Origin of the sequence: Gallibacterium faecale (assembly GCF_027920745.1) — a bacterium.
Lineage (GTDB): Bacteria > Pseudomonadota > Gammaproteobacteria > Enterobacterales > Pasteurellaceae > Gallibacterium > Gallibacterium faecale.
Genome location: NZ_JAQIBB010000112.1, coordinates 19,988 through 42,881, shown reverse-complemented (window position 1 = coordinate 42,881; position 22,894 = coordinate 19,988). Strand labels below are relative to the sequence as shown.

At 37.2% G+C, this 22,894-nt stretch carries 25 protein-coding genes; 16 read left to right on the top strand and 9 right to left on the bottom strand.

What is annotated here, in order from left to right; genetic code table 11:
- Positions 1–18 precede the first annotated feature (18 nt).
- Positions 19–339, bottom strand: coding sequence for an ArsR/SmtB family transcription factor (locus tag PF272_RS11925; RefSeq protein WP_333781503.1), 321 nt, complete (start codon positions 337–339; stop codon positions 19–21).
- Between the two features lie 113 nt (positions 340–452).
- The gene (gene raiA, locus PF272_RS11920) at positions 453–773 is read right to left on the bottom strand and encodes a ribosome-associated translation inhibitor RaiA (RefSeq protein WP_065235281.1); all 321 of its coding nucleotides are present in this window, start codon (positions 771–773) and stop codon (positions 453–455) included.
- 237 nt (positions 774–1,010) lie between these two features.
- Between raiA and trmA the strand changes: the two genes are divergently transcribed.
- Together trmA and PF272_RS11910 are read left to right on the top strand one after the other, a co-directional pair.
- Positions 1,011–2,108: a tRNA (uridine(54)-C5)-methyltransferase TrmA gene (gene trmA, locus PF272_RS11915; RefSeq protein WP_271142922.1), complete on the top strand. Its 1,098-nt coding sequence runs from the start codon at positions 1,011–1,013 to the stop codon at positions 2,106–2,108.
- Positions 2,108–2,854, top strand: coding sequence for a class I SAM-dependent methyltransferase (locus PF272_RS11910; RefSeq protein WP_271142921.1), 747 nt, complete (start codon positions 2,108–2,110; stop codon positions 2,852–2,854). The genes trmA and PF272_RS11910 overlap by 1 nt, the downstream gene beginning before the upstream one ends.
- Here the strand turns inward: PF272_RS11910 and PF272_RS11905 are convergent.
- Positions 2,851–3,549 carry a 7-cyano-7-deazaguanine/7-aminomethyl-7-deazaguanine transporter gene (locus PF272_RS11905; RefSeq protein ID WP_271142920.1) on the bottom strand — a complete coding sequence of 233 codons (699 nt, stop codon included), beginning with the start codon at positions 3,547–3,549 and terminating at the stop codon, positions 2,851–2,853. The genes PF272_RS11910 and PF272_RS11905 overlap by 4 nt on opposite strands.
- A 145-nt stretch (positions 3,550–3,694) precedes the next feature.
- On the opposite strand from PF272_RS11905, the gene PF272_RS11900 reads away from it, so the two are divergent.
- Both PF272_RS11900 and PF272_RS11895 read left to right on the top strand, forming a co-directional pair.
- Positions 3,695–4,243 carry a DJ-1 family glyoxalase III gene (locus tag PF272_RS11900; RefSeq protein ID WP_271142919.1) on the top strand — a complete coding sequence of 183 codons (549 nt, stop codon included), beginning with the start codon at positions 3,695–3,697 and terminating at the stop codon, positions 4,241–4,243.
- A gap of 13 nt (positions 4,244–4,256) precedes the next feature.
- Positions 4,257–5,201 (top strand): NADP-dependent oxidoreductase, encoded by a 945-nt coding sequence (locus PF272_RS11895; RefSeq protein WP_271142918.1) that lies wholly within the window; start codon positions 4,257–4,259, stop codon positions 5,199–5,201.
- A 192-nt stretch (positions 5,202–5,393) separates the two neighbouring features.
- Here PF272_RS11895 and tnpA read toward each other — a convergent pair whose 3' ends face one another.
- Positions 5,394–5,858, bottom strand: a complete 465-nt coding sequence (tnpA, locus tag PF272_RS11890; protein ID WP_271142465.1) for an IS200/IS605 family transposase — start codon at positions 5,856–5,858, stop codon at positions 5,394–5,396.
- 271 nt (positions 5,859–6,129) lie between these two features.
- On the opposite strand from tnpA, the gene luxS reads away from it, so the two are divergent.
- Positions 6,130–6,636 carry an S-ribosylhomocysteine lyase gene (gene luxS / locus PF272_RS11885; protein WP_065239233.1) on the top strand — a complete coding sequence of 169 codons (507 nt, stop codon included), beginning with the start codon at positions 6,130–6,132 and terminating at the stop codon, positions 6,634–6,636.
- Positions 6,637–6,696: 60 nt separating this feature from the next.
- The gene (gene purT / locus PF272_RS11880; RefSeq protein WP_271142917.1) at positions 6,697–7,878 is read left to right on the top strand and encodes a formate-dependent phosphoribosylglycinamide formyltransferase; all 1,182 of its coding nucleotides are present in this window, start codon (positions 6,697–6,699) and stop codon (positions 7,876–7,878) included.
- A 50-nt stretch (positions 7,879–7,928) separates the two neighbouring features.
- On the opposite strand, the gene rocF is transcribed toward purT, so the two are convergent.
- Both rocF and PF272_RS11870 read right to left on the bottom strand, forming a co-directional pair.
- Positions 7,929–8,840, bottom strand: a complete 912-nt coding sequence (gene rocF, locus PF272_RS11875) for an arginase (RefSeq protein WP_271142916.1) — start codon at positions 8,838–8,840, stop codon at positions 7,929–7,931.
- A 175-nt stretch (positions 8,841–9,015) separates the two neighbouring features.
- Positions 9,016–9,714: a fumarylacetoacetate hydrolase family protein gene (locus tag PF272_RS11870; protein WP_271142915.1), complete on the bottom strand. Its 699-nt coding sequence runs from the start codon at positions 9,712–9,714 to the stop codon at positions 9,016–9,018.
- A 274-nt stretch (positions 9,715–9,988) separates the two neighbouring features.
- Between PF272_RS11870 and rbsD the strand changes: the two genes are divergently transcribed.
- From rbsD to PF272_RS11825, 9 genes are all read left to right on the top strand, one after another.
- Positions 9,989–10,408 carry a D-ribose pyranase gene (gene rbsD, locus PF272_RS11865; RefSeq protein WP_065234654.1) on the top strand — a complete coding sequence of 140 codons (420 nt, stop codon included), beginning with the start codon at positions 9,989–9,991 and terminating at the stop codon, positions 10,406–10,408.
- A gap of 12 nt (positions 10,409–10,420) precedes the next feature.
- Entirely contained in the window at positions 10,421–11,908 is a 1,488-nt protein-coding gene (gene rbsA / locus PF272_RS11860) for a ribose ABC transporter ATP-binding protein RbsA (RefSeq protein ID WP_271142914.1), read from the top strand.
- A 17-nt stretch (positions 11,909–11,925) separates the two neighbouring features.
- Positions 11,926–12,903, top strand: a complete 978-nt coding sequence (gene rbsC, locus PF272_RS11855; RefSeq protein ID WP_271142913.1) for a ribose ABC transporter permease — start codon at positions 11,926–11,928, stop codon at positions 12,901–12,903.
- A gap of 35 nt (positions 12,904–12,938) precedes the next feature.
- On the top strand, positions 12,939–13,820 hold the full coding sequence (gene rbsB, locus PF272_RS11850; RefSeq protein ID WP_065239238.1) for a ribose ABC transporter substrate-binding protein RbsB: 882 nt from the start codon (positions 12,939–12,941) through the stop codon (positions 13,818–13,820).
- Between the two features lie 210 nt (positions 13,821–14,030).
- The gene (rbsK, locus tag PF272_RS11845; protein WP_271142912.1) at positions 14,031–14,960 is read left to right on the top strand and encodes a ribokinase; all 930 of its coding nucleotides are present in this window, start codon (positions 14,031–14,033) and stop codon (positions 14,958–14,960) included.
- Between the two features lie 35 nt (positions 14,961–14,995).
- A complete protein-coding gene (locus PF272_RS11840) occupies positions 14,996–15,991 on the top strand; it encodes a substrate-binding domain-containing protein (RefSeq protein ID WP_271142911.1) in 996 nt (331 codons plus the stop codon).
- A gap of 136 nt (positions 15,992–16,127) precedes the next feature.
- Positions 16,128–17,162 carry a TAXI family TRAP transporter solute-binding subunit gene (locus PF272_RS11835; RefSeq protein ID WP_271142910.1) on the top strand — a complete coding sequence of 345 codons (1,035 nt, stop codon included), beginning with the start codon at positions 16,128–16,130 and terminating at the stop codon, positions 17,160–17,162.
- A gap of 2 nt (positions 17,163–17,164) precedes the next feature.
- Positions 17,165–17,650: a DUF1850 domain-containing protein gene (locus tag PF272_RS11830; RefSeq protein ID WP_271142909.1), complete on the top strand. Its 486-nt coding sequence runs from the start codon at positions 17,165–17,167 to the stop codon at positions 17,648–17,650.
- Positions 17,628–19,610 carry a TRAP transporter permease gene (locus PF272_RS11825; RefSeq protein WP_271142908.1) on the top strand — a complete coding sequence of 661 codons (1,983 nt, stop codon included), beginning with the start codon at positions 17,628–17,630 and terminating at the stop codon, positions 19,608–19,610. The genes PF272_RS11830 and PF272_RS11825 overlap by 23 nt, the downstream gene beginning before the upstream one ends.
- Positions 19,611–19,645: 35 nt before the next feature.
- Here PF272_RS11825 and recQ read toward each other — a convergent pair whose 3' ends face one another.
- The 3 genes from recQ to cyaY all read right to left on the bottom strand — a co-directional run bounded on the left by recQ (position 19,646) and on the right by cyaY (position 22,646).
- Positions 19,646–21,490: a DNA helicase RecQ gene (gene recQ, locus PF272_RS11820; protein WP_271142907.1), complete on the bottom strand. Its 1,845-nt coding sequence runs from the start codon at positions 21,488–21,490 to the stop codon at positions 19,646–19,648.
- Positions 21,480–22,265, bottom strand: coding sequence for a phospholipase A (locus tag PF272_RS11815; protein WP_271142937.1), 786 nt, complete (start codon positions 22,263–22,265; stop codon positions 21,480–21,482). The genes recQ and PF272_RS11815 overlap by 11 nt, the downstream gene beginning before the upstream one ends.
- Before the next feature lie 72 nt (positions 22,266–22,337).
- Positions 22,338–22,646 carry an iron donor protein CyaY gene (gene cyaY, locus PF272_RS11810; protein WP_065234875.1) on the bottom strand — a complete coding sequence of 103 codons (309 nt, stop codon included), beginning with the start codon at positions 22,644–22,646 and terminating at the stop codon, positions 22,338–22,340.
- A 113-nt stretch (positions 22,647–22,759) separates the two neighbouring features.
- Between cyaY and lptM the strand changes: the two genes are divergently transcribed.
- Complete coding sequence (lptM, locus tag PF272_RS11805; RefSeq protein WP_271142906.1) at positions 22,760–22,888, top strand: LPS translocon maturation chaperone LptM; 129 nt, start codon at positions 22,760–22,762, stop codon at positions 22,886–22,888.
- Positions 22,889–22,894: the final 6 nt, after the last annotated feature.

The following is a 22,894-nucleotide window of genomic DNA, read 5'->3' as shown; positions in this document are numbered from 1 at the left end:
AGTAAAAAATTTTGCAATTTATCTGCAAAATTCTTCACAACGATGATAGCTATCACTTTTCGCACAACAATTCTTAGTAAGAAAAGAAATAAGCGCTGTCATTAAATCTAAATTTGCATAGTATCTAACAAATCGACCATTTATTTCACACGAAACTAATCCTGACTTACTTAAATTTTTCAAATGGAAAGAAAGATTATTTGGTGCAATATTAAGTACTTTAGCCAGATCCCCAGCTATCATTCCTTCTACACCTGTTTCCATCAGAGTTTGAAAAATCCGCAAGCGAACTGGCGAAGCTAAACTATCAAAAAGTATACTAGCTGTTTTTGTATTCATATTTTCTATCATAAACTTCTCTCTCAATTATTTCAATAATTATTGAAATAATAGTAATTACTGAATATAAAAAGGTCTAGCAAATTGCTAGACCTTAAACTTCAACGATAAAACTAATTAAAAGAATCTTTTAGACGTTCGCTAGCTCGTCTTGCTTCTCCTTTATGTTGTAATTTATTAAGTTGGCGTTCTAATTTTTCTTGTACATCATTAATTGCACAATACATATCTTCATGTTCTGCTTTTGCGACCAGATCTCCGAACGGAGTTCCTATCATTGCTTCCACCCCAAATCCTTTTGGTAGTTTTTGTAAAATAAAATGAGGATTAATTAATTGGGTTTGCCATTTGCCTAATTTCGCTAAGCGTTCCTCAATATGAGAACGAATTGCAGGGGTAATATCCATTTGTTTACTAGTAATATTTAGGGTCATAACATTTACCTCTCATTGTATGAAAGCTGTTTCCAGCCAAGAAAAAAATCCTGTTCTTGTTTAAAAACATAATGCCATCAAATTCTCTTTTCAAGCCTTTTTATGTTTATTTTTCAGAATAGTGAAGTAAATCAAACTTACTGAATAAATTACTTCATCTTAAAATTTCTCTGTTTTTTTATCCTATTAGATTTTTATGTTAGAATCCCGCAATTATTTTGTGCAACCAAGAAAATTATGCAAACTGATTTCTCTGACTTACAATACTCCACTCAATTAGAACAGAAAAAAAATTATTTATCTCAATTATTTAAACCGTTTTTTGATGGTCAAATTGCAATCTTCCCATCTGAGAAAAAACATTATCGGATGCGTGCCGAATTTCGAGTTTGGCATGAACAAGATGAATTGTTCCATATTATGTTTGATCCTCAAACCAAACAACGTCAGCGCATTGATACTTTCCCCATTGCGAGTCAATTAATCAATCGCATGATGAGTGAGCTATTACCCTTATTAAAACAACAAGAATTATTACGCTATAAACTATTTCAGATTGATTATCTCAGTACATTAAGTAATAAAATTATTGTTAGCTTGCTCTATCACAAAACACTTAATGATGACTGGATTAGTGCTGCAAAAAACCTTAAACAACAACTACAACAATTAAACTTTGATGTGCAAATTATTGGTCGTGCCAATAAGCAGAAAATCTGTTTAGATCAAGATTTTATTGATGAAGTACTTCCTATCAATGGCAAGAACTATATCTATCGCCAAATTGAAAACAGCTTCACCCAGCCTAATGCGGGCGTGAATTGTAAAATGATTCAATGGGCTTTAGATTGTACTAAAAATGCACAAGGTGATTTATTAGAACTCTATTGTGGTAACGGAAATTTTTCTGTTGCTTTAGCACAAAATTTTAATCAAGTGCTTGCAACAGAAATAGCTAAACCTTCCGTTCATGCAGCACAATTTAATATTGCAGCTAATCAAGTCGATAATTTACAAATTATCCGAATGTCTGCGGAAGAATTTACCCAAGCATTGCAAGGTGTACGTGAATTTAATCGCTTAAAAGGGATTGATTTAAAACAGTATCAATGCCAAACCATTTTTGTTGATCCACCGCGTGCTGGGCTTGATCCAGCAACATTAAATATGGTGCAACACTACGAGAATATTCTCTATATTTCATGCAACCCAGAAACATTAGTGCAAAATTTAGCGACACTCTCACAAACCCATCGAATTGAAAAAGCAGCGCTTTTCGATCAATTCCCTTATACCCACCATATTGAAAGTGGTGTTTATCTTGTGAGGAAATAATGGAAATTCAATTAATTAATGAAAGCCAACAATCCGAAAAATTTCAACAATTAATTGATAAATGGCAATTCTCTCACTATCAGCAGGCATTATTTGCATTAGTTTTGACTGAACAACAACTAGAATTACGTAAAACTGATGAACCCAAATTAGGTGCTATTGCGGTTGATTTTGTACAAGGTACGATGGCACATCGCCGTAAATTTGGTGGGGGTCGAGGGGAAGCTGTTGCCAAAGCTGTTGGTATCAAAAAAGGTAAACTTCCTCATGTTCTTGACGCAACGGCAGGCTTAGGCAGAGATGCATTTGTATTAGCCGCTATTGGCTGTCAAGTAAGCCTCGTTGAGCGTCATCCCGTTGTAGCTGCATTATTAGAAGATGGCTTACAACGCGCCTATCAAGATGAAGAAATTGGTGAGTTTATGCGGCAACGAATGCAATTACTACCAATAAAAACTATCGCAGAATTAGATCCTACAACAGATAGATTTGATGTTGTTTATTTAGATCCTATGTTTCCACATAAAAATAAAAGTGCTTTAGTAAAAAAAGAGATGAGAGTATTTCAATCTTTGGTTGGTGCTGATTTAGATGCAGATGCCTTACTTGAGATCGCATTAAAATTGGCACATCGAGTAGTAGTGAAACGTCCCGATTATGCCAATTATTTGGCTGATAAAGTCCCTCATTTCAGCCAAAAAACGAAAAATCATCGTTTTGATATTTATATTGCAAACGAAACTTAACTTTGCATTTCTGCTGTTTGCGCAAGACTTAATAATGCTAACTTGCGCATAATCGCATTTAATGCGACACCATAAATTGGTACAAAAAATAATAGTCCAATCAATAGTTTAAATAAATAATCTACAAAACCAATTTCAACCCAATTCGCTGCCATAAAGGGATCGCTACTTTGATAAAAAGCAATCGCAAAGAACGCAAAGGTATCACATAAGCTCCCAAACACCATTGAGCTTGTTGGTGCAATCCACCAAGTTTTTAGCTGTCTTAATCGATTAAAGACTAATACATCCAGCAGTTGTCCTAGCACATAAGCGGAAAAACTCGCAAAGGAAATACGAAATACAAACATATTAAAAGTTGCTAATGCGGATAACCCTTGATATTGCGTATCGGAAAAAAGCGTTGAAATCACATAACTTACTACTAACGCAGGCAACATCACCCAAAAGATAATCCAACGAGCTTCTTTTGCACTAAAAACTCGTACTGTTAAATCAGTCGCTAAAAAGATAAATGGAAAAGTTAGTGTTCCCCAAGTACTATGAAAACTAAAATCTAGCCATGATAAATCAATAGTAAATGGAATTTGAACCAGGTAATTGCTAATTGCAATGATAAAAATATGGAAAAAAGTTAATAAAATTAGTGCGCGACGTTTTTCACGATCGCTAAATAGCGTTTGTGCTGAAATCATTTTGTAGTCCTTTTTATTACATTAACATCATTTGGGGTGAGGGAACCCAACCTAAAAACAAGGTGTTGCATCATACGCCGATCACAAAAATTTTCAATAAAAAAGCGTATAATGTGATCCATTTAACTAAAAAAGGAGAAAGCTTATGACACTAAAAATCGCATTACTTTTAGCTCAAGGTTTTGAAGAAGCAGAAGCATTAGTACCTACTGATGTATTTAGACGTGTTGGGTTACAAGTCGATTTAATCTCTCTAGATAATACAGAAATTGTGACTTCAGCCCATAACGTTAAAGTGGTTACAGATCGCTTATTACAACAAACAGATTTGAACCATTACGATATGCTCTTTTTACCAGGTGGACATGAAAGTCTTGACAGTAAATACAGCAAATTAAACTCAATATATCAACAATTTATCGCAGAAAATAAACGTATTGCCGCAATTTGTGCCGCACCAACCTCATTAGCAAAATTAGGCTTATTAACTGATAAAAATGCGGTTTGTTATCCAACGATGCGTCAGATTTTTACCGACAATCAAGTTCATTATCACCATATCCCTGCAGTAGTTGATGCGCCATTTATCACAGGTCGAGGTCCAGGTGCTGCGTTTGATTTTGCATTAACTATTGTGAGTGAGTTACTCGGTGTAGAAACTGCTGAACAAGTAAAACAACAATTATTTTATTAAACAGGAGGTGCTTATGCGCAATTATGGTGCAACTATTAGCGAATTTGGTGAAGCTGATGTACTGGTATTCCAACCAGAATTACCTATGCCCGTCATTTCAGAACAACAAGTTCTGATCGAAAATCATTTTGCTGGAATTAACCCTGTTGATTTCAAAACACGTAAAGGCTTAGGTTGGGGAGCAGAAAAATTCAAATCTCAATTTCCAGCTATATTAGGTTTTGATGTTGCTGGTATTGTTGCCAAAGCTGGTAAAAATAGTGGTTTCCAAGTTGGTGATCGTGTTGCAGCTTTAACCTTTGAAGGAGGTTGTTATGCTCGCTATGTTGCTGTGAATGCCGATTTAGTAACGAAAGTACCGGAATCCGTTTCGTTAACTGAAGCAGGCGCAATGCCAACCGCAGCAATTACAGCTTATCAAATTGTAAAACAGGCTAACTTACAAGCTGGGCAACATATTTTAGTTTCTGCACCATTAGGTGGTGTTGGTCATTTATTATTGCAACTATTAGCTCAACATCAGGTAAAAATATCTGTGATTTGTTCTCCTGCTAAAAATCAAGCTGCATTAAAATTAGGTGCAATGCAATGCTTTGATTATCATCATCCAGAACAATATCCTGATTTACAGGCAGATCTGTTTATTGATCTTGTGGGTGGTGATAGCGGTGTTGCCGCACTTAAAATGGTAAAACCTGGTGGGCGTGTAATTTGTATTCCAACGATTCATGTGCCATTACTACAACAAGCTGGCGCAGAACAACATTTATTAGTTGAAAAAATGTTAGCTGTACCAAATCGTGATGATCTGGCAACAATGTTAAGCTATCTAGCAGATCACCGTTTGCAATTACAAATTGCACAAGTGTTCCCAATTTCACAAATTCAACAAGCACACCGCGCTCTTGAAAGCGGTCATACCCAAGGGAAAATCGTGTTAGACCTGACAGATAAATAAAAGTCTATCTTGCCATAAAAGCGTTGCTTTAACTTTTAAGCAAGAAAGCACTATACAAGTATTACTATCAGACTTTAAAATAACAATCCGCACGTAAAACGTGCGGTTTTTAGGCTACCCTATAAGGGCCTATTGCTTCACATGCCCCTCAAGGGGCATGTGAAAACTGACAACCGCACAATAGTGCTACCATTACCCCTTAAAGGGGTCAATATATTCTTTCTTTGATAAATTATCTGATATCATATCTTCCTTTTCCTGATTCCTTATATATTCCTCTACTACTTTCGTATTTAATCCTACTGTACTCACATAATATCCTTTTGCCCAAAAATTCCGGTTTCCATACTTATATTTTAAATTAGCATGTCTTTCAAATATCATCAGCGATGATTTCCCCTTCAAATATCCCATAAAACTTGATACAGCTAATTTCGGTGGGATTTTTAATAACATATGAATATGATCCCTCATTGCATGGGCTTCTATTATTTCTACACTTTTGTAATCACATAACTGCCTTAATATACTTCCTATATCCATTCGTAATTTGCCATAAATCGCCTTACGTCTATATTTGGGAATAAAGACTATATGATACTTACAGTTCCAACGGGTGTGTGATAGACTTAAATCGTCATTAGCCTTAGTGGGCATTGATATTTCCTCCTATATTTTGAATTTTGGTTGTCGGCCTTATTCATTATATAGTGAGGATTTTTCTTTTCATCGCTTAAGCTTTTTGACTCCATACGCATAGCGTATGGTTTTTATAGCTAGACCTCGTCTAGCTATAATAAAAAAAGCCGCTCTGTTGAGCGGCAATAACCTAAGGAACTAATTTAAACAACCATTATGTTGCAGCTTATAAGACCAAGCGATTTTGAAAAAGTTCCATTAAAATTTATAAAAAATAAGGATTTTTGTTATGCCGTTATTAGATAGTTTTAAAGTTGACCATATAAAAATGCAAGCGCCAGCTGTGCGTGTTGCTAAAACTATGCAAACACCAAAAGGCGACCAAATTACTGTTTTCGATTTACGTTTTTGCAAACCAAATAAAGACAACATCTCTCCAAAAGGTATTCATACTCTTGAACATCTATTTGCGGGCTTTATGCGTGATCACCTAAACAGTGATAATGTTGAAATTATCGATATTTCCCCAATGGGATGCCGTACTGGCTTTTATATGAGCCTTATTGGTTCACCAACTGAACAACAAGTTGTTGTTGCTTGGGAAAAAGCAATGCAAGATGTGTTAAAAGTGGAAAGTGAAAAACAAATTCCAGAATTAAATGAATATCAATGTGGTACTTATACCGAACATTCATTAGCAGATGCACAACTTGCCGCGAAAAAAGTTTTAGAGCAAGGCATTGGCATCAACAATAACCAAGACCTGCTTCTTGATGAAAGTTTCTTAAACCAATAATTCGAAAGCCAAGTTTATACTTGGCTTTTTTATTTGCACACAACAGAGGAAAACTTATCTATGACAACATTGGGTACACCACTTACACCAACAGCAACCAAAGTAATGATGTTAGGCTCAGGTGAATTAGGAAAAGAAGTCGTTATTGAATTACAACGTTTAGGCGTTGAAGTAATTGCAGTCGATCGTTATGACAATGCGCCTGCACAACAAGTTGCTCATCGTGCTTACACAATTTCTATGTTGGACGGTGATGCACTAAAATCTCTTATCGAAAAAGAAAAGCCTGATTATATCGTACCCGAAGTTGAAGCCATTGCGACAGATACCTTAGTCGCTTTAGAACAACAAGGTTTTACTGTTATTCCGACTGCAAAAGCCGTGAAACTCACGATGAATCGTGAGGGTATTCGCTGCCTCGCTGCTGAAGAACTTTCATTACCAACTTCACCATTCCGCTTTGTAGATAATTTTGCCGATTTTAAACAAGCTGTTAGTGAAATTGGGCTACCTTGTGTAGTGAAACCAATTATGAGCTCATCTGGACATGGTCAGAGTGTATTAAAAACCGAAACTGATTTAGAACATGCTTGGAAATATGCACAAGAAGGCGGTCGTGCTGGAGGCGGACGCGTTATCGTTGAAGGCTTTGTCCGCTTTGATTATGAAATCACCCTCTTAACTGTTCGTCATCGTGGTGGAACGTCTTTCCTTGCTCCGATTGGTCATGTTCAAATTGATGGTGATTATCGAGAATCATGGCAACCACAAGCAATGAGTGAAGTTGCTTTACAAAAAGCACAACAGATTGCAGAGAAAATTACTGGCGCATTAGGTGGCTATGGTATTTTTGGTGTAGAAATGTTTGTATGTGGTGATGATGTCATTTTTAATGAAGTCTCTCCACGCCCACATGATACAGGTATGGTAACGTTAATCTCTCAAGATCTTTCTGAATTTGCATTACATGCGCGAGCTATTCTTGGCTTACCAATCCCGCAAATTAAATTGCTAGCACCAAGTGCTTCTAAAGCGATTGTCGTAGAGGGGAAATCAACACAAGTCAGTTTTGGCAATTTAGAAAATGTATTAGCTGAACCAGATACAGGCTTACGCTTATTTGGTAAAGGTGAAGTGAATGGCCACCGTCGTTTAGGCGTTTTATTAGCCAGCGCAGAAAATACTGAAAAAGCTCGAGAAAAAGCAAATCGGGCTTATGAAAAATTGGAAATTACCCTTTAAATTAAATACTCATAGATAAAACCGAGCAACGCTCGGTTTTATTTTTAGACTCAACGAATTAGCGTATTTTTTCCAAATAAACTTTGAACTAATTCTACTGCAATATTTCCAGTTAAATTACGCACATCTAATGCTGGATTTAACTCAACAATATCGAGCGATCCCATCAATTTGGTATCTGCAATCATCTCCATACATAACTGCGCTTCTCGATAATTAACCCCGCCTCGTACAGTTGTTCCTACTCCAGGTGCAATTTCAGGATCAAGAAAATCAACATCAAAACTAACGTGCAGGTGCACATTATCGTTTAATCCCTCTAGTGCTTTCTCCATCACATGTCGCATACCAATTTCATCAATATGTCGCATATCGAAAATTTGAATGCCTGCTTCGTGAATAAAATGTTTTTCCTGTTCATCCACACTACGAATTCCAATCTGTCGGATATTCTTTGCTTCTAATGTTGGAACATGACCTGACAAATTCACTAGCTCTAATGGTCCATGCCCGAATAAACAGGCGACTGGCATACCATGCATATTTCCCGATGGTGTAATCTCTGCCGTATTAAAATCAGTATGTGCATCTAACCAGATTACACGTAATTCTTTATCTTGTTCACGGCAATAACGAGCAACTGCACTGATTGATCCAGCTCCCAAACAGTGGTCGCCACCTAACATGATAGGCATATGCCCACGCGTTAATTCTGCATAAATCGCATCATGTGTTAGTTGATTCCACTGTATCACCTCTTTGAAATGACGATACCCGTCTATTGCTTCCATGCAAGGATTAGCTGGGCCATGTAAATTCCCCATATCATAGACATCTAGCCCCATTCCTTCTAGCATTTCGGTAATTCCTGCAACGCGTAATGCTTCAGGCCCCATACTCGACCCGCGATGGCCAGCGCCCACATCTGTCGGTACACCAACCAAACTCACTTTTTTACGCATGTTGTTTCCTCTTTTGTTCAATAGATTGGTACATTATGATCGTACGAGAACAGAAAAATCACATACTTAACACACAAATATTACAAATTAGTTACATTTTATCAATAAAAAAATAGCTGTGTCGTCTAAACCACACAGCTACCCATTCATATCACATGATCTAAAATCAGGTTACTTAAACAATTTCTATTGCTAATTCGCCCAGCTTATCAATACCTAATCGAATTTTATCGCCCGGCCCAACTTTACTTACACCTTCAGGTGTTCCTGTAAAAATAAGATCCCCCGCTTCTAATGCAAATAATGTTGATAAATGGGCTATTGTTTCTGCAACCGACCAAATCAAATCACTAATATCACTATGTTGTTTTTCCACATTATTAACCGTGAGCCAAATTACACCAGAAGTAATATGTCCTACTTTACTTACAGGGTAGATTGGTCCAATCGGTGCAGAACCATCAAACGCTTTACCAATTTCCCAAGGGCGCCCCATCTCTTTCATTTGATTTTGTAAATCACGACGTGTCATATCTAACCCAACTGCATATCCCCAAACATGTTCTAATGCTGTTTCTACTGGAATATTGCTGCCAGCTTTACCAATTACCGCCACTAATTCTCCCTCATAGTGCAAATTCTGAGTAATTGTTGGGTAAGGAAAAGCATAGGTTTCGCCTGGTTTGACAGGTCTAATCGCATCAGCCGGTTTACAGAAGAAAAAAGGCGGTTCACGATCTGGATCGTGTCCCATTTCTCTTGCATGTGCTGCATAATTACGTCCAACACAATAAATTCGACGTACTGCAAATAAATCTTCACTCTCAATCACTGGAATTGCAGCAACTGGTGGCGGGGTAAAAACGTATGACATTGTGGTGCTCCTTTATTTATTTTATACATTATGCGTTGTTAGCATATCGTTTCTATCGCGTTTGTTGAAGCGACTAATTGCATTTTTTTCTTGATTAAATTTGGTGACTTTAGCCAAATATTCACGACTTTCTGTCCTTCTAAAGAACCTACTTTTGTTAAAAATTTATTTTTTGATCGGCTTCACAAATTTAAACATTGCTTATTTTCAGTCATACAAAACTTCTCTATCATCTCTATCGAAACGTTTCGATGACTAAAAATAGGAGTAAAAAATGAAAAAAGTAGGTATTTTAAATGCACACCTCTCTCACGTCATTGCAACTTTAGGGCATACAGATTTACTTACAATTTGTGATGCAGGATTACCCATTCCAAAACAAGCTGATTGTGTTGATTTAGCATTAACACCGGGGATTCCTAGTTTTTTAGCCAGTTTTGATGCGGTAATTAGTGAATGTTTTGTTGAAAAAGTAATTCTTGCTGAAGAAATTAAACAGAAAAATCCTCTTATCCATAATGCGTTATTACAACGTTTAGAACAGTTAAGTAAACAACAAAATAATCAAATTGAAATAGATTATGTTTCCCATACAGAATTCAAACAATTAAGCCAAGCGAGTAAAGGTTTTGTACGCTCTGGGGAATGTACTCCTTACGCCAATATCATCATCTCTTGTGGTGTTCCTTTTTAAATGGAGAGAATCATGCAGCCAATTCTTAAATTAGACAATATCTGCAAATCCTTCCCTGGCGTACGAGCTTTATATAAAGCGGGGCTTTCTGTTTATCCGGGCAGAGTTATGGCGTTAATGGGCGAAAATGGCGCAGGTAAATCGACATTAATGAAAATTCTTACTGGTATCTATAGCAAAGATGAAGGGACTATTCACTATCTTGGTCAAGAAGTAACATTTAAGAACCCGAAAGCTTCACAGCTCGCAGGAATTAGTATTATCCACCAAGAATTGAATATTATTCCTAACCTCACTATTGCCGAAAATATTTTCCTAGGTCGTGAGTTTACCCATCGTTTTGGTGGAATTGATTGGCAGAAAATGACCGCAGAGTCAGAAAAGTTATTACGTCGTTTAAAAATTAAACACAGCCCTGCTACCCCAGTAGATCAACTCTCTTTAGGTGAATTACAAATGATCGAAATTGCCAAAGCGTTAAGCTTTGATGCAAAAGTGATCATTATGGATGAACCAACAGATGCTTTAACTGATACTGAAACAGAAGCCTTGTTCAATGTTATCAGGGAATTAAAAGCGCAAGGTTGTGGCATTGTCTTTATTTCCCACCGTATGCAAGATATTTTTACTATTTGTGATGATGTGACTATTCTTCGTGATGGTGAACTAATTGCTGAATGTGAACTTAATACCATTAACGAGGAACAGCTTATTGAATTAATGGTAGGACGCAAGTTATCCGAACAATATCCGCACATTCATTCTCCAATTGGCGAAACCGTTTTAGAAGTAAAAAATCTTAGTGGGCATGGTGTACACAATGCTTCATTCCATCTCAATAAAGGAGAAATTTTGGGAATTTCTGGTTTAATGGGTGCAGGTAGAACTGAATTAATGAAATTAATCTACGGTGCGTTACATAAAACTCAAGGAGATATTTATTTACACCAAAAATTACTTTCCATCCGTTCACCACAAGATGGTCTAAATAACGGTATCGTCTATATTTCAGAAGATCGAAAAGGCGATGGCTTAGTCTTAGGAATGACGATCAAAGAAAATATGACTTTAACTGCCTTAAAACAGTTAACTGAACACTATTCTATTAATCATAAAAAAGAAAAGATGACGGTAAATGACTTCATCGATCTCTTTAATATCAAAACGCCTTCAATGAATCAAACTATTGGTTTGCTCTCTGGTGGGAATCAACAAAAAGTGGCTATCGCCAAAGGGCTAATGACTCGCCCTGATGTATTGATTCTTGATGAACCAACACGTGGTATTGATGTAGGAGCAAAGAAAGAAATCTACCAATTAATCAATAAATTTAAAGAAGAAGGGATGAGTATCATCATTGTTTCTTCCGATATGCCAGAAATTATCGGAATGAGTGACCGAGTTTTAGTTATGAATAACGGTGAAATCAGTGCTGAGTTTTTACGTGATGAAGTCACTCAAGAAAAACTCCTCACCGCTGCAATTACACAAATTCATTAATCAATTAAGGATGTATTATGGCTACCCAAACCATGACCAATAAACAATTCAACCTCAAAGAGTTTTTGATTGAGCAACGTTCTATTATTGCGTTACTTGTCTTGATTGTTATCGTTTCGTTTATTAGTCCTAACTTTTTTACTATCGATAATTTACTCAATATCTTACGTCAAACTTCTGTAAACGCCATTATTGCGGTTGGGATGACTTTTGTTATTCTAACTGCCGGAATTGACCTTTCTGTTGGTTCAATTTTAGCGCTAACTGGTGCAGTGGCAGCCTCTTTAGTCAATTTAGAGTTATCCTTTTTTGTTGTCATTCCATTAGTCCTTCTCTTCGGTACCTTACTTGGTGGGATCAGTGGTGTCATTATTGCTAAAGGCAAAGTACAAGCCTTTATTGCGACTTTAGTTACAATGACGCTATTACGTGGTGTTACTATGGTTTACACAGATGGTCGTCCAATTAGTATTGGTTTTTCCGATACAGCAGATTATTTTACATTCCTCGGAACAGGTTACTTATTCGGCATTCCATTCCCAATTTGGTTAATGGCAATCATCTTTTTCGTGGCTTGGTACTTACTCAAACATACCCCAATCGGTCGCTATATTTATGCACTTGGTGGCAATGAATCAGCAACACGTTTATCTGGGATTAATGTCGATAAAGTAAAAATCTTTGTGTATGCCGTAAGTGGATTCTTGGCAACTGTCGCCGGTTTGATTGTTACTTCTCGCTTATCCTCTGCTCAACCAACCGCTGGTGTATCTTATGAATTAGATGCAATTGCTGCTGTGGTTGTTGGTGGTACAAGTTTAATGGGTGGTAAAGGACGTATTGCTGGCACATTAATTGGGGCATTGATTATCGGTTTCCTTAACAATGCACTCAATCTGCTCGATATTTCTTCTTACTATCAAATGATTGCTAAATCTATCGTGATCTTACTAGCAGTACTTACTGATCATTTTTGCAGTCGTAAATCAGCCTAACTTATTTAGTCAACCCTAATTAAAGGAGAAACCTTATGAAAAAACTTACCCTTATCGCTTCTGCATTCGTTTTAGGATCACTTGCGAGCAATGTTGCTTTAGCAAAAGATACTATTGCCCTTGCTGTATCAACGCTTGATAATCCTTTCTTTGTATCCTTAAAAGAAGGGGCTGAAAAAGAAGCGAATAAATTGGGCTATAACTTAGTGGTACTAGATTCACAAAACGATCCTTCTAAAGAACTTGCTAATGTTGAAGACATTACTGTTCGTGGAGCAAAAGTATTATTAATTAACCCAACTGACTCTACTGCGGTTGCTAACGCTGTTCGTGTAGCGAATAAGAAAAAAATTCCAGTCATCACATTAGACCGTGGTGCAGCTCAAGGCGATGTAGTTAGTCATATTGCTTCCGATAACGTAGCTGGCGGTAAAATGGCTGGTGACTTTATTGCACAAAAATTAGGTGATAATGCTAAAGTCATTCAATTAGAAGGTATTGCAGGAACTTCCGCAGCACGTGAACGTGGTGAAGGTTTTAAACAATCTGTTGCTGCACATCACTTTAATGTTTTAGCTAGCCAACCAGCTGATTTTGATCGTACAAAAGGTTTGAATGTAATGGAGAATCTATTAACTGCACAACCAAGTGTACAAGCTGTATTTGCACAAAACGATGAAATGGCTTTAGGTGCACTTCGTGCTGTTCAAGCGGCTAATAAATCTGTGATGATTGTTGGTTTTGATGGTACTGATGATGGTGTTAAAGCAGTGAAAAGCGGCAAACTTGCTGCAACTATTGCTCAACAACCAGAATTAATTGGTGCATTAGGTGTACAAACTGCGGATAAAGTAATCAAAGGTCAAGCAGTTGAAGCAAAAATCCCAGTTCCGTTAAAAGTAGTTACTAAAGAATAATAATTAAAAATAGTGGGTGAAAAATGATTTTTCACCCGCTTATAGTCGTTTACGTTCAAAACAAAACAAGATAAGACAATAAACATAAGACAGGATAAATAATATACCTGACGATGTAACACAGTATTATTTTGCAATCAAACGACTCTATTTAGCCAAGCTATTTAGCCAAGCTATTTACCGTATTAATTCAAATCTAAGGAGTGTTTTATGGCTGTTAAGACAACGCTTACCGTACTTGGTAGTATCAATGCAGATCACGTGATTCAAGTTCCACATTTTCCACAACCTGGTGAAACCCTTGCGGGAGAAAATTACCATATTGTTTTTGGTGGTAAAGGTGCAAATCAAGCAGTAGCCGCAGCTCGCTTAGGCGCAAATGTGAATTTTATTGCCTGCATTGGTAGTGACGATATCGGTCAGCAAATGAAAAACTCCTTTCAACAACAAGGTATCAATGTAGAAACCATCACGACTATTCCACAACAAACCACAGGTATTGCAATGATTCAAGTTGCGAGCAATGGCGAAAACAGTATCGTGATTTCTGCGGGCGCTAATGCACATCTTACTCCTGAAATTGTTGATAAATTTAAACAGCAAATTATTAATTCTGATGCACTATTAATGCAATTAGAAACACCTTTAGAGGCTATTATTCACGCAACTCAAATTGCCAAACAGGCAGGAAAACATACGATTTTAAATCCAGCACCCGCAAAACCATTGCCTGATGAATTACTTTCTCTTCTCACTATGATTACTCCCAATGAAACAGAAGCTGAAGTCTTAACTGGGGTTAAGGTAGTTGATGAACAAAGTGCAGCACAAGCTGCAGCGGTTTTCCATCAAAAAGGCGTAGCGATTGTATTAATTACCTTAGGTGCCAAAGGTGTCTTCATTAGTCATAACCAATTACAAAAAATCATTCCTGGTTTCCGTGTCCAAGCTAAAGATACTACTGCCGCCGGCGATACCTTTAATGGTGCATTGATGACAGCACTACTCGAACAAAAATCACTTGAGGAAGCAATTCAATTTGCACATGCCGCTGCTGCGATTAGTGTTACCCGTTTCGGGGCACAATCTTCCATTCCTACAAGAGAAGAAACACTCGATTTTTTACAAGCAGCTCAATAAAATTAACCTATAAGCAGTATAGTAAGGGGTAATTTATGGCAACCATGAAAGATATTGCAAGGATTGCAAAAGTTTCAACATCTACCGTTTCTCATGTGATTAATAACAGTCGTTATGTTAGTGATGAAATGCGTGAAAAAATTATGAAAGTTGTCCATGAACTAAATTACACCCCTTCTGCCGTAGCCCGTAGTTTAAAAGTTAAAGAAACCAAAACATTAGGAATGTTAGTTACTGCCACCAGTAACCCTTTCTTTGCGGAAGTGGTAAGTGGTGTGGAACATTACTGTAATCAACATCAATATAATTTAATTATTTCCAGTACTGATGGCGATGAAGCTCGTTTATTACAAAATATCCAAACCTTAATTCAAAAACAGGTTGATGGTCTATTATTAATGTATTCTGACTCTCGCCACTCCATTGTTAAACAGCTAAATGTTCAACTTCCTATGGTGATTATGGACTGGTGGCCAACAGCTTTAAATGCGGATCGAATCTATGAAAATTCAGAGTCTGGGGCGTACCTTGCCACAAAAACTTTAATCGAACAGAGACATCAAAAAATTGCAATTATTACCGGTAAATTAGACAAATCCTTAGCCCATAACCGCCTCATTGGTTATAAAAAAGCGTTGCAAGATGCTAATTTAACTGTCCACCCTGAGTGGATTATTGAAAGTCATTTTGACTTTGAAGGTGGCGTAGAAGGTATGAAGAAATTATTACAATGTACTGATCGTCCAACCGCCATTTTTGCGTGCAGTGATACAATTGCAGTAGGTGTTTACCAGGTTGCTTGGCAACATGGATTACGTATTCCAGAGGATCTGTCTGTTATTGGTTATGACAATATTATGCTGTCACAATACTTAACACCACCACTCACTACTATCCATCAACCTAAAGCAGAATTAGGGGAACTCGCTGTTGAAACGTTGTTACAACGCATTAAATCGCCGCAACAAGAATATAAAACATTAATGCTTGAACCACAGTTAATTTGGCGACAATCAATTAAGAAACTTTAATCCAATAAATTATTTCCTTCTTATCTAAATTGTGATCCACCACACAATTCAAATCACACCTACTTGCATATTTATGCATTAACATCTATTTTACAATTTTATTTACTTCCAATAACACAACATCGGGATGGCTCATATGGCAAACTTTAAAACTCTCTTACTTTCATCACTTTTAGTTTCATCTGTCGTTCTTGTTGGCTGTAATGATGAAAAAGAAAAACCTGCAGCAAACACTGCTGCTAATACTTCTGAACAAGCTGCACCAGCACCAGCTGCTAACAGTGCACCAAAACTTGCTTCCAAATTCGTCACTATTGCAACTGGTGGTGCATCAGGTCCTTACAACATCATTGGTACAACTTTAGCTGAGGTGTATTCCACCGAATTAAAAGCCAATTCTAAAACCCAAACCACCGGAGCTTCAGTAGAAAATATTAACCTGCTTAATAGTAAGAAGGTCGAAATGGCATTTGTAATGCGTGATGCATTAAGTGATGCTGTAAACGGTTTAGGTAGCTTTGAAAATAAAAAAATCAATACTGTCAGTGAGTTAGCAGGGCTTTATCCAAACTTCGTACAAATTATTACTTCTAAAAAAACAGGAATTAAAACCATTGCCGACTTAAAAGGACACCGTGTTGCAACTGGCGCACAAAACTCTGGTGTAGAAGTCAACGCACGTAAATTACTCGAGGGTTTTGGTATTACTTATAACGATATTACTGTTGATTACTTAGGTTATGCAGAAGCCGTAGACGCATTAAAAGCAGGACGTATTGATGCAGCATTCTTAACCAGTGGCTTACCAAATTCTTCATTAATGGAATTACAACAAGGTTTTGATTTGCAACTTGTAAGTATTCCTAAAGAGGGTGCTGAAAAAATTATGCAAGAATATCCTTACTTCACTTCAATGGTTATTCCAGCAGGCACTTACAACAATCCTGAAGATATTCAAACTATTGCTATCCGTAACGCCCTCGTGGTTCGTTCAGATTTAAGTGATGATGATGTCTATCTGCTTACAAAAACTTTCTTTGAAGGATTAGATAAATTGAAAGCTTCTCACCAAGCAGCAAAAGATATTACTTTAGAAGAAGCACAAAAAGGCTCAATTGCCCCATTACATCCGGGTGCAAAACGTTATTATGACGAAATGAGTAAAAAATAACGATGAAAACAAGTTTTAAGATCGCTGTATTTCTGCTTATTGTTGCAGTAGCGATCTTAGCTTACCCTCTCGACACGATTTATCTAAAATTTAATGATAAATCGTGTCGTTTACCGATTAACAACTTTACACTACAGTGGAAACACTCTGTCGAAAAACAATTATGGCAAGAACATTACACTTTACAAGGTAATGTCTTGATTTTAGACAAAGTATTTCAGCAAACCTTTGGTGCTGGTTCACCAGCGGATGGTAATAACATTGCTGCACCGGAGGGTTTTGTTGGTTTTGAAAAACACATTACTTTGCCAGAAATTAATTGGATTGTTTCATCCAATATGCAAGGAGTTCTATTTTCTGACGACTTTATTCTTCCTGTTTATCAACTCGTCCCTGATTATAACGAGATAAAAATTATTCCAATAAAACAAAATATTCTATCTTTTTTATTAGGAGTGAAATGCAATGTCAAACCTCGAACACACTAACCAAGAGAAGAATTATCAAGATATTCTCGAAAAATACGACAAAGAATCGGTAGTCAAATCTGTACAATCTAAATGGCAAAATTACGCCATCTCATTTGTTGCGGTTATCTACTCCCTTTTTCATCTCTACATCACTTTTTATCCGATGCCAACATTATTACAACGTGCGCTCCACGTTGGTATCGGTGCATTACTTATTTTCTTAATTTATCCAGTAAGTAAGAAATACAGTAAAAGTGGGATTATGTGGTTTGACTGGATCCTAGGAATTGTTGCACTCGTTACCGCAGGCTATCTCTGTTACGAATATGAAGCACTTATGACAACACGTGGTGGAATTCCTAATCAAGCCGATATTATCTTCGCAATTCTTACAACGTTAATTGTGATTGAAGCTGCACGCAGAATAACTGGGTATATCTTAATTATTTTTGCATTAATCTTCTTAATCTATCCATTTGTTAGTTCCATGGATTTTATGCCCGACCGTTTATTAACTCGTTATTACGATATTGGGGATATCTTTGGACAACTTTATTTAAAAACTGAAGGACTATACTCTTCTGCCATTGGCGCTTCAGTCAGTTTTATTTTCTTATTTATCTTATTTGGTGCATTCTTAGCCAAATCAGGAATGGGAAAATTATTTAACGATCTCGCACTTGCACTCGCAGGTAGTCGCCAAGGTGGGCCAGCGAAAGTGGCTGTTATCTCCAGTGGTTTTATGGGAAGTATTAATGGCGCGGCAGTTGCCAATGTAGTAAGTACTGGTGCATTTACTATTCCATTAATGAAAAAAATTGGGTATCACCCGAACTTTGCTGGTGCAGTTGAAGCAAGCGCCTCTGTTGGTGGCCAAATATTACCACCAATTATGGGGGCCAGTGCGTTTATTATGGCTGAAACAACAGGTGTTAAATACAGTACAATCGCCTTAGCAGCACTGTTACCTGCTCTTCTCTACTACATTAGCGTCATTGCGCAAGTCCATTTCCGAGCTGGAAAACGCAACCTTAAAGGACTCTCTAAAGATCAATTACCACAACTTAAATTAGTGATGAAAGAACGTGGTCATATGTTCATTCCGATTGTGGCTCTCGTTGTATTCTTAATGGAATCTGTTCCTGTTGGTTATGCGGCCGCTTACACTATTTTAATCACGATTATTGTGAGCTGGTTCCGCAAGGAAACTCGGATGGGTGTAAAAGAGATTATTGAGGCACTTGAAGATGGCGCTAAACAGTCCCTTTCTGTTATGGCGGCTTGTGCGGTAGTAGGTATTATTATCGGTGTCGTTAACCTCACCAGTTTTGGTACCGTAATGACTTCTTATATCGTGACTTTTGGTGCAGGTTCATTACTTCTTACCTTAATCTTAACCATGCTTGCTTCCATTGTGCTAGGTATGGGCTTACCATCCATTCCAGCATATATCATCACAGCAACTATGGCAGCGCCTGCTTTAGCGGATTTCAATATTCCACTTTTAGTAAGCCATATGTTTGTCTTCTATTTTGGTATCTTCGCTAACATTACTCCACCAGTGGCTTTAGCCTCTTTCGCTGGTGCTGGAATCGCAGGCGGTAATCCGATGAAAACAGGTTGGCAATCATTACGCTTAGCCCTAGCAGGCTTCATCATTCCATTTATCTTTGTCTATAATCCAAGTATGTTGATGATTGATATTCACAATTCAGCGATTACAGCAAATTCATTCCCATTGCCGGCAATCAGTGAAATTATTTCTGTTTGTGTGACATCGATCTTAGGGGTTATTGGTCTATCTGCCGCAGTAGAGGGCTATTTCAAACATAATATCAATATGGTATTCCGCATTATTCTTGCAATTGGTTCAGTCTTATTAATTTCACCTGAATTTATTTCTGATATTGTCGGTATTGTGATTTTATTGATTATGTTATTTATCAATCTTAAACAGAAAGACAAAATTACATCATAAGTTAGCAATTAAGCACCTATTATTAGGTGCTTAATTTATTTCCTCTGATACCCTACAATCACCTGTAAAAAAGGTTGAGCATAACGTTCTAGTTTTTTAAAACCTACCCCATTAATCTGTAACATTTCTGATAACGATGTTGGCATTTCACGGGTCATTTCTTCTAGAGTGGCATCATTAAACACTGCGTACGGTGGAATATTATCCCGGTCGGCGAGCTGCTTACGTAATTGACGTAATTGATTAAATAATTGTCGATCACCTTGGCGGGCTTGTAGTTGGTGGGCATGATTAATCATCGACAGATTTTGACGTGGTAATGCCAACGATAATGGAATTTCACTACGCAAAATAGGTCTTGCTGCTTCGGTTAATTGTAATGCTGAAAAATTAGTAATATTTTGTGTTAAAAAACCAAGATGAACTAACTGACGAATCACACTGTGCCAATATTCTTGTGATTTATCTTTACCAATACCATAAACGGATAACTTATCATGTTGTAATTCTTGGATCTTTTGGTTATTTACCCCACGTAATACCGCGATCACATAATAACTACCAAAGCGTTGCCCAGTACGATATACGGTAGATAAAATTTTCTGTGCATCAATTAAACCATCATATTTCTGTGGTGGATTTAAACAAATATCACAATTTTGACAAGGTTGATGGCGATGTTCCGCAAAATAATTTAATAACACTAAACGGCGGCAAGTTTGAGCTTCTGCAAATTCGCCCATCGCTTGTAATTTGTGTTGCTCAATCATTTTTTGTGAAGAATCAGGTTTTTCCTGTAATAATTTATTTAACCAAATATAATCCTGATGATCATAGAACAATACCGCCTCTGCGGGTAGGTCATCTCGCCCTGCACGTCCTGTTTCTTGATAATAAGATTCTATGCTGCGAGGTAAATCATAATGCAATACAAAGCGAATATTGGGTTTATTAATTCCCATACCAAACGCAATAGTCGCAACAATCACTTGGATATTATCACGTTGAAAATCGTGCTGAACTCGTTCACGTACTTCATTACTAAAGCCTGCATGATAGGCTTTTGCAGCAATACCTCGCCGTTGTAATAGTTCTGCTAAACGTTCGACTTTATTACGGCTATTAGCATACACAATCCCGCTTTTTCCTTTTTGTGCTAAAACAAACTGGAGTAATTGTTCCTGCGGTTTAAACTTTTCCACCACCGTATAACGAATATTTGGACGATCAAAACTACCAATATAGATAAATGGTTGCTGTAAATTGAGAAGCGATAAAATATCCTGCCGTGTCACACGATCCGCTGTTGCGGTTAAAGCCATAATCGGTACATTAGGAAAAACTCGGGTAAGATTGCTTAACCTTGCATATTCTGGACGAAAATCATGCCCCCATTGCGAAATACAGTGAGCTTCATCAATCGCTATTAAACTCACTTGGCACTGCTGAATAAAATAGAAAAATGCACTGGTCATCACTTTCTCTGGTGAAATATAGAGTAATTTTAGTTGTCCAGAGAGCGCTTGTTGTTCTGTGGCTCGTTGCTGTTCTAACGTTTGGCTAGAATTTAGGTAAGCAGCAGCCACACCATTAGCAACTAACTGATCCACTTGATCTTGCATTAAAGCGATCAAGGGAGAAATTACTAAAGTCAGCCCAGTGAAACAGAGTGCAGGAATTTGGTAACAGAGCGATTTACCACCCCCTGTTGCCATTAAAATAAAACTACTTTGTCCTTGTAGCGTGGCTTCAATAATTTGTTGTTGTCCTTGGCGGAATTGTTGATAGCCAAACACCTCTTGTAAGATGGTTTTAGCTTGTGCAAAAGCAGGTGAATCCGTAACTGATAATGCCACCTGCTCTAGCGGATTAGAAGACATTATTTAAACTAATACCTAGTCCAATACGATCAATGGAACGATTATAATCAATCAAGGATTCACCATAACCATGATAATATTGTGCATATAAACGTACATATTTGGCGATTGGATAACTCCAAGAAAGCTCCATTCCACCTTTATTTGAAGCAGTATTATAGCGCGCAGTTGTTTTCACGATATGATCACCAAAACGATAACCTACGCTTAAATCACCATAACCATAATAATCCACAATATCAGGATTATCATCACTAGCTGCTTTTTCTGGGATCCGCCAATATGGTTTTAATTCCACTAACCAATCATCTTTAGTAAAGCTCGCTCGTAAATATAGACGATTCCAACTGCGTGATTTAGCTTGTTGATCACTACGTCCATTAGAGAGATGCACAAATCCCGTTTCTATATCCGCTAACTTCCACCCCCACCATAAATCATAATTGGTCGCCCAAGCAAGGAATAATTGTGGTTGGTAGTTACTTTCTCTAAATGGTGAAGATTGTTCATGATTACTTAATTGGAACCATGATCGCTGTGTATAAGACCCCGCAAGTACCGAATTCTTACCTAAAATCCCTTTCCACAATGGTAACGCAACACTGATTTGAAACTTCACTTCATCATGTTTCATATTTTCAGGGTAATTAAAGTTTCGATTAGAATAAGTTTCCATTAAGTAGTTCTGTTCGTATGGTCTTAAACCAACAAAATTTTCCGGCGCCGCTTGCAATAATAATGCTGTACGACTCTCATATGGCAACACACTCGCCATGGCAGTTGGTAATGTAATTAAAGTAGAAAATGCTAAAAAATAATGAGTGAAGCGCATCGTTATTCCTTTTTATTAAGTAAAATCAACTTGTTCACCATGAGCAAGACAAGCTGCTGTTAAATAGTCCCAGAAATTTTTTCCTTCTGCATTTAACCATTGTCCTTGCTGATAAGTGAAATGATAACCGCCTAACTTACTTGCCAACCAGAGTTCTTGCAGCGGTTCTTGTTTGTTAATCACAATCTGGCTGCGATCAGCAAAAGTAATCGTAAATACCGATCCTTGAGTGTCGCAATCAACATCGCAATCTTGTTCTTCTAACTGTTCTTCTACTTGTTGCCAAGTCTGTTCTACAGCTTGATGATATTCTGCGTTATTCATAACATACTCCTCAAAAAAATAGCTGGGTCATTATAGAGATTTTCCCCTCTTAGAGATAGCACAAACCACAAATTAATGGTAAAAAGAACACCTATCAAATGAGGAGTTAAGTTATGAAAAAATTATTAATTGCCATGGTTCTAAGTGGCTTTTGTTTAAGTTTAACCGCTTGTGGCGTAAAAGGCCCTTTGTATCATCTCGTTCAAGAACAACCTGTCCAACAAAAAACAGATTCCCAATAATATCGA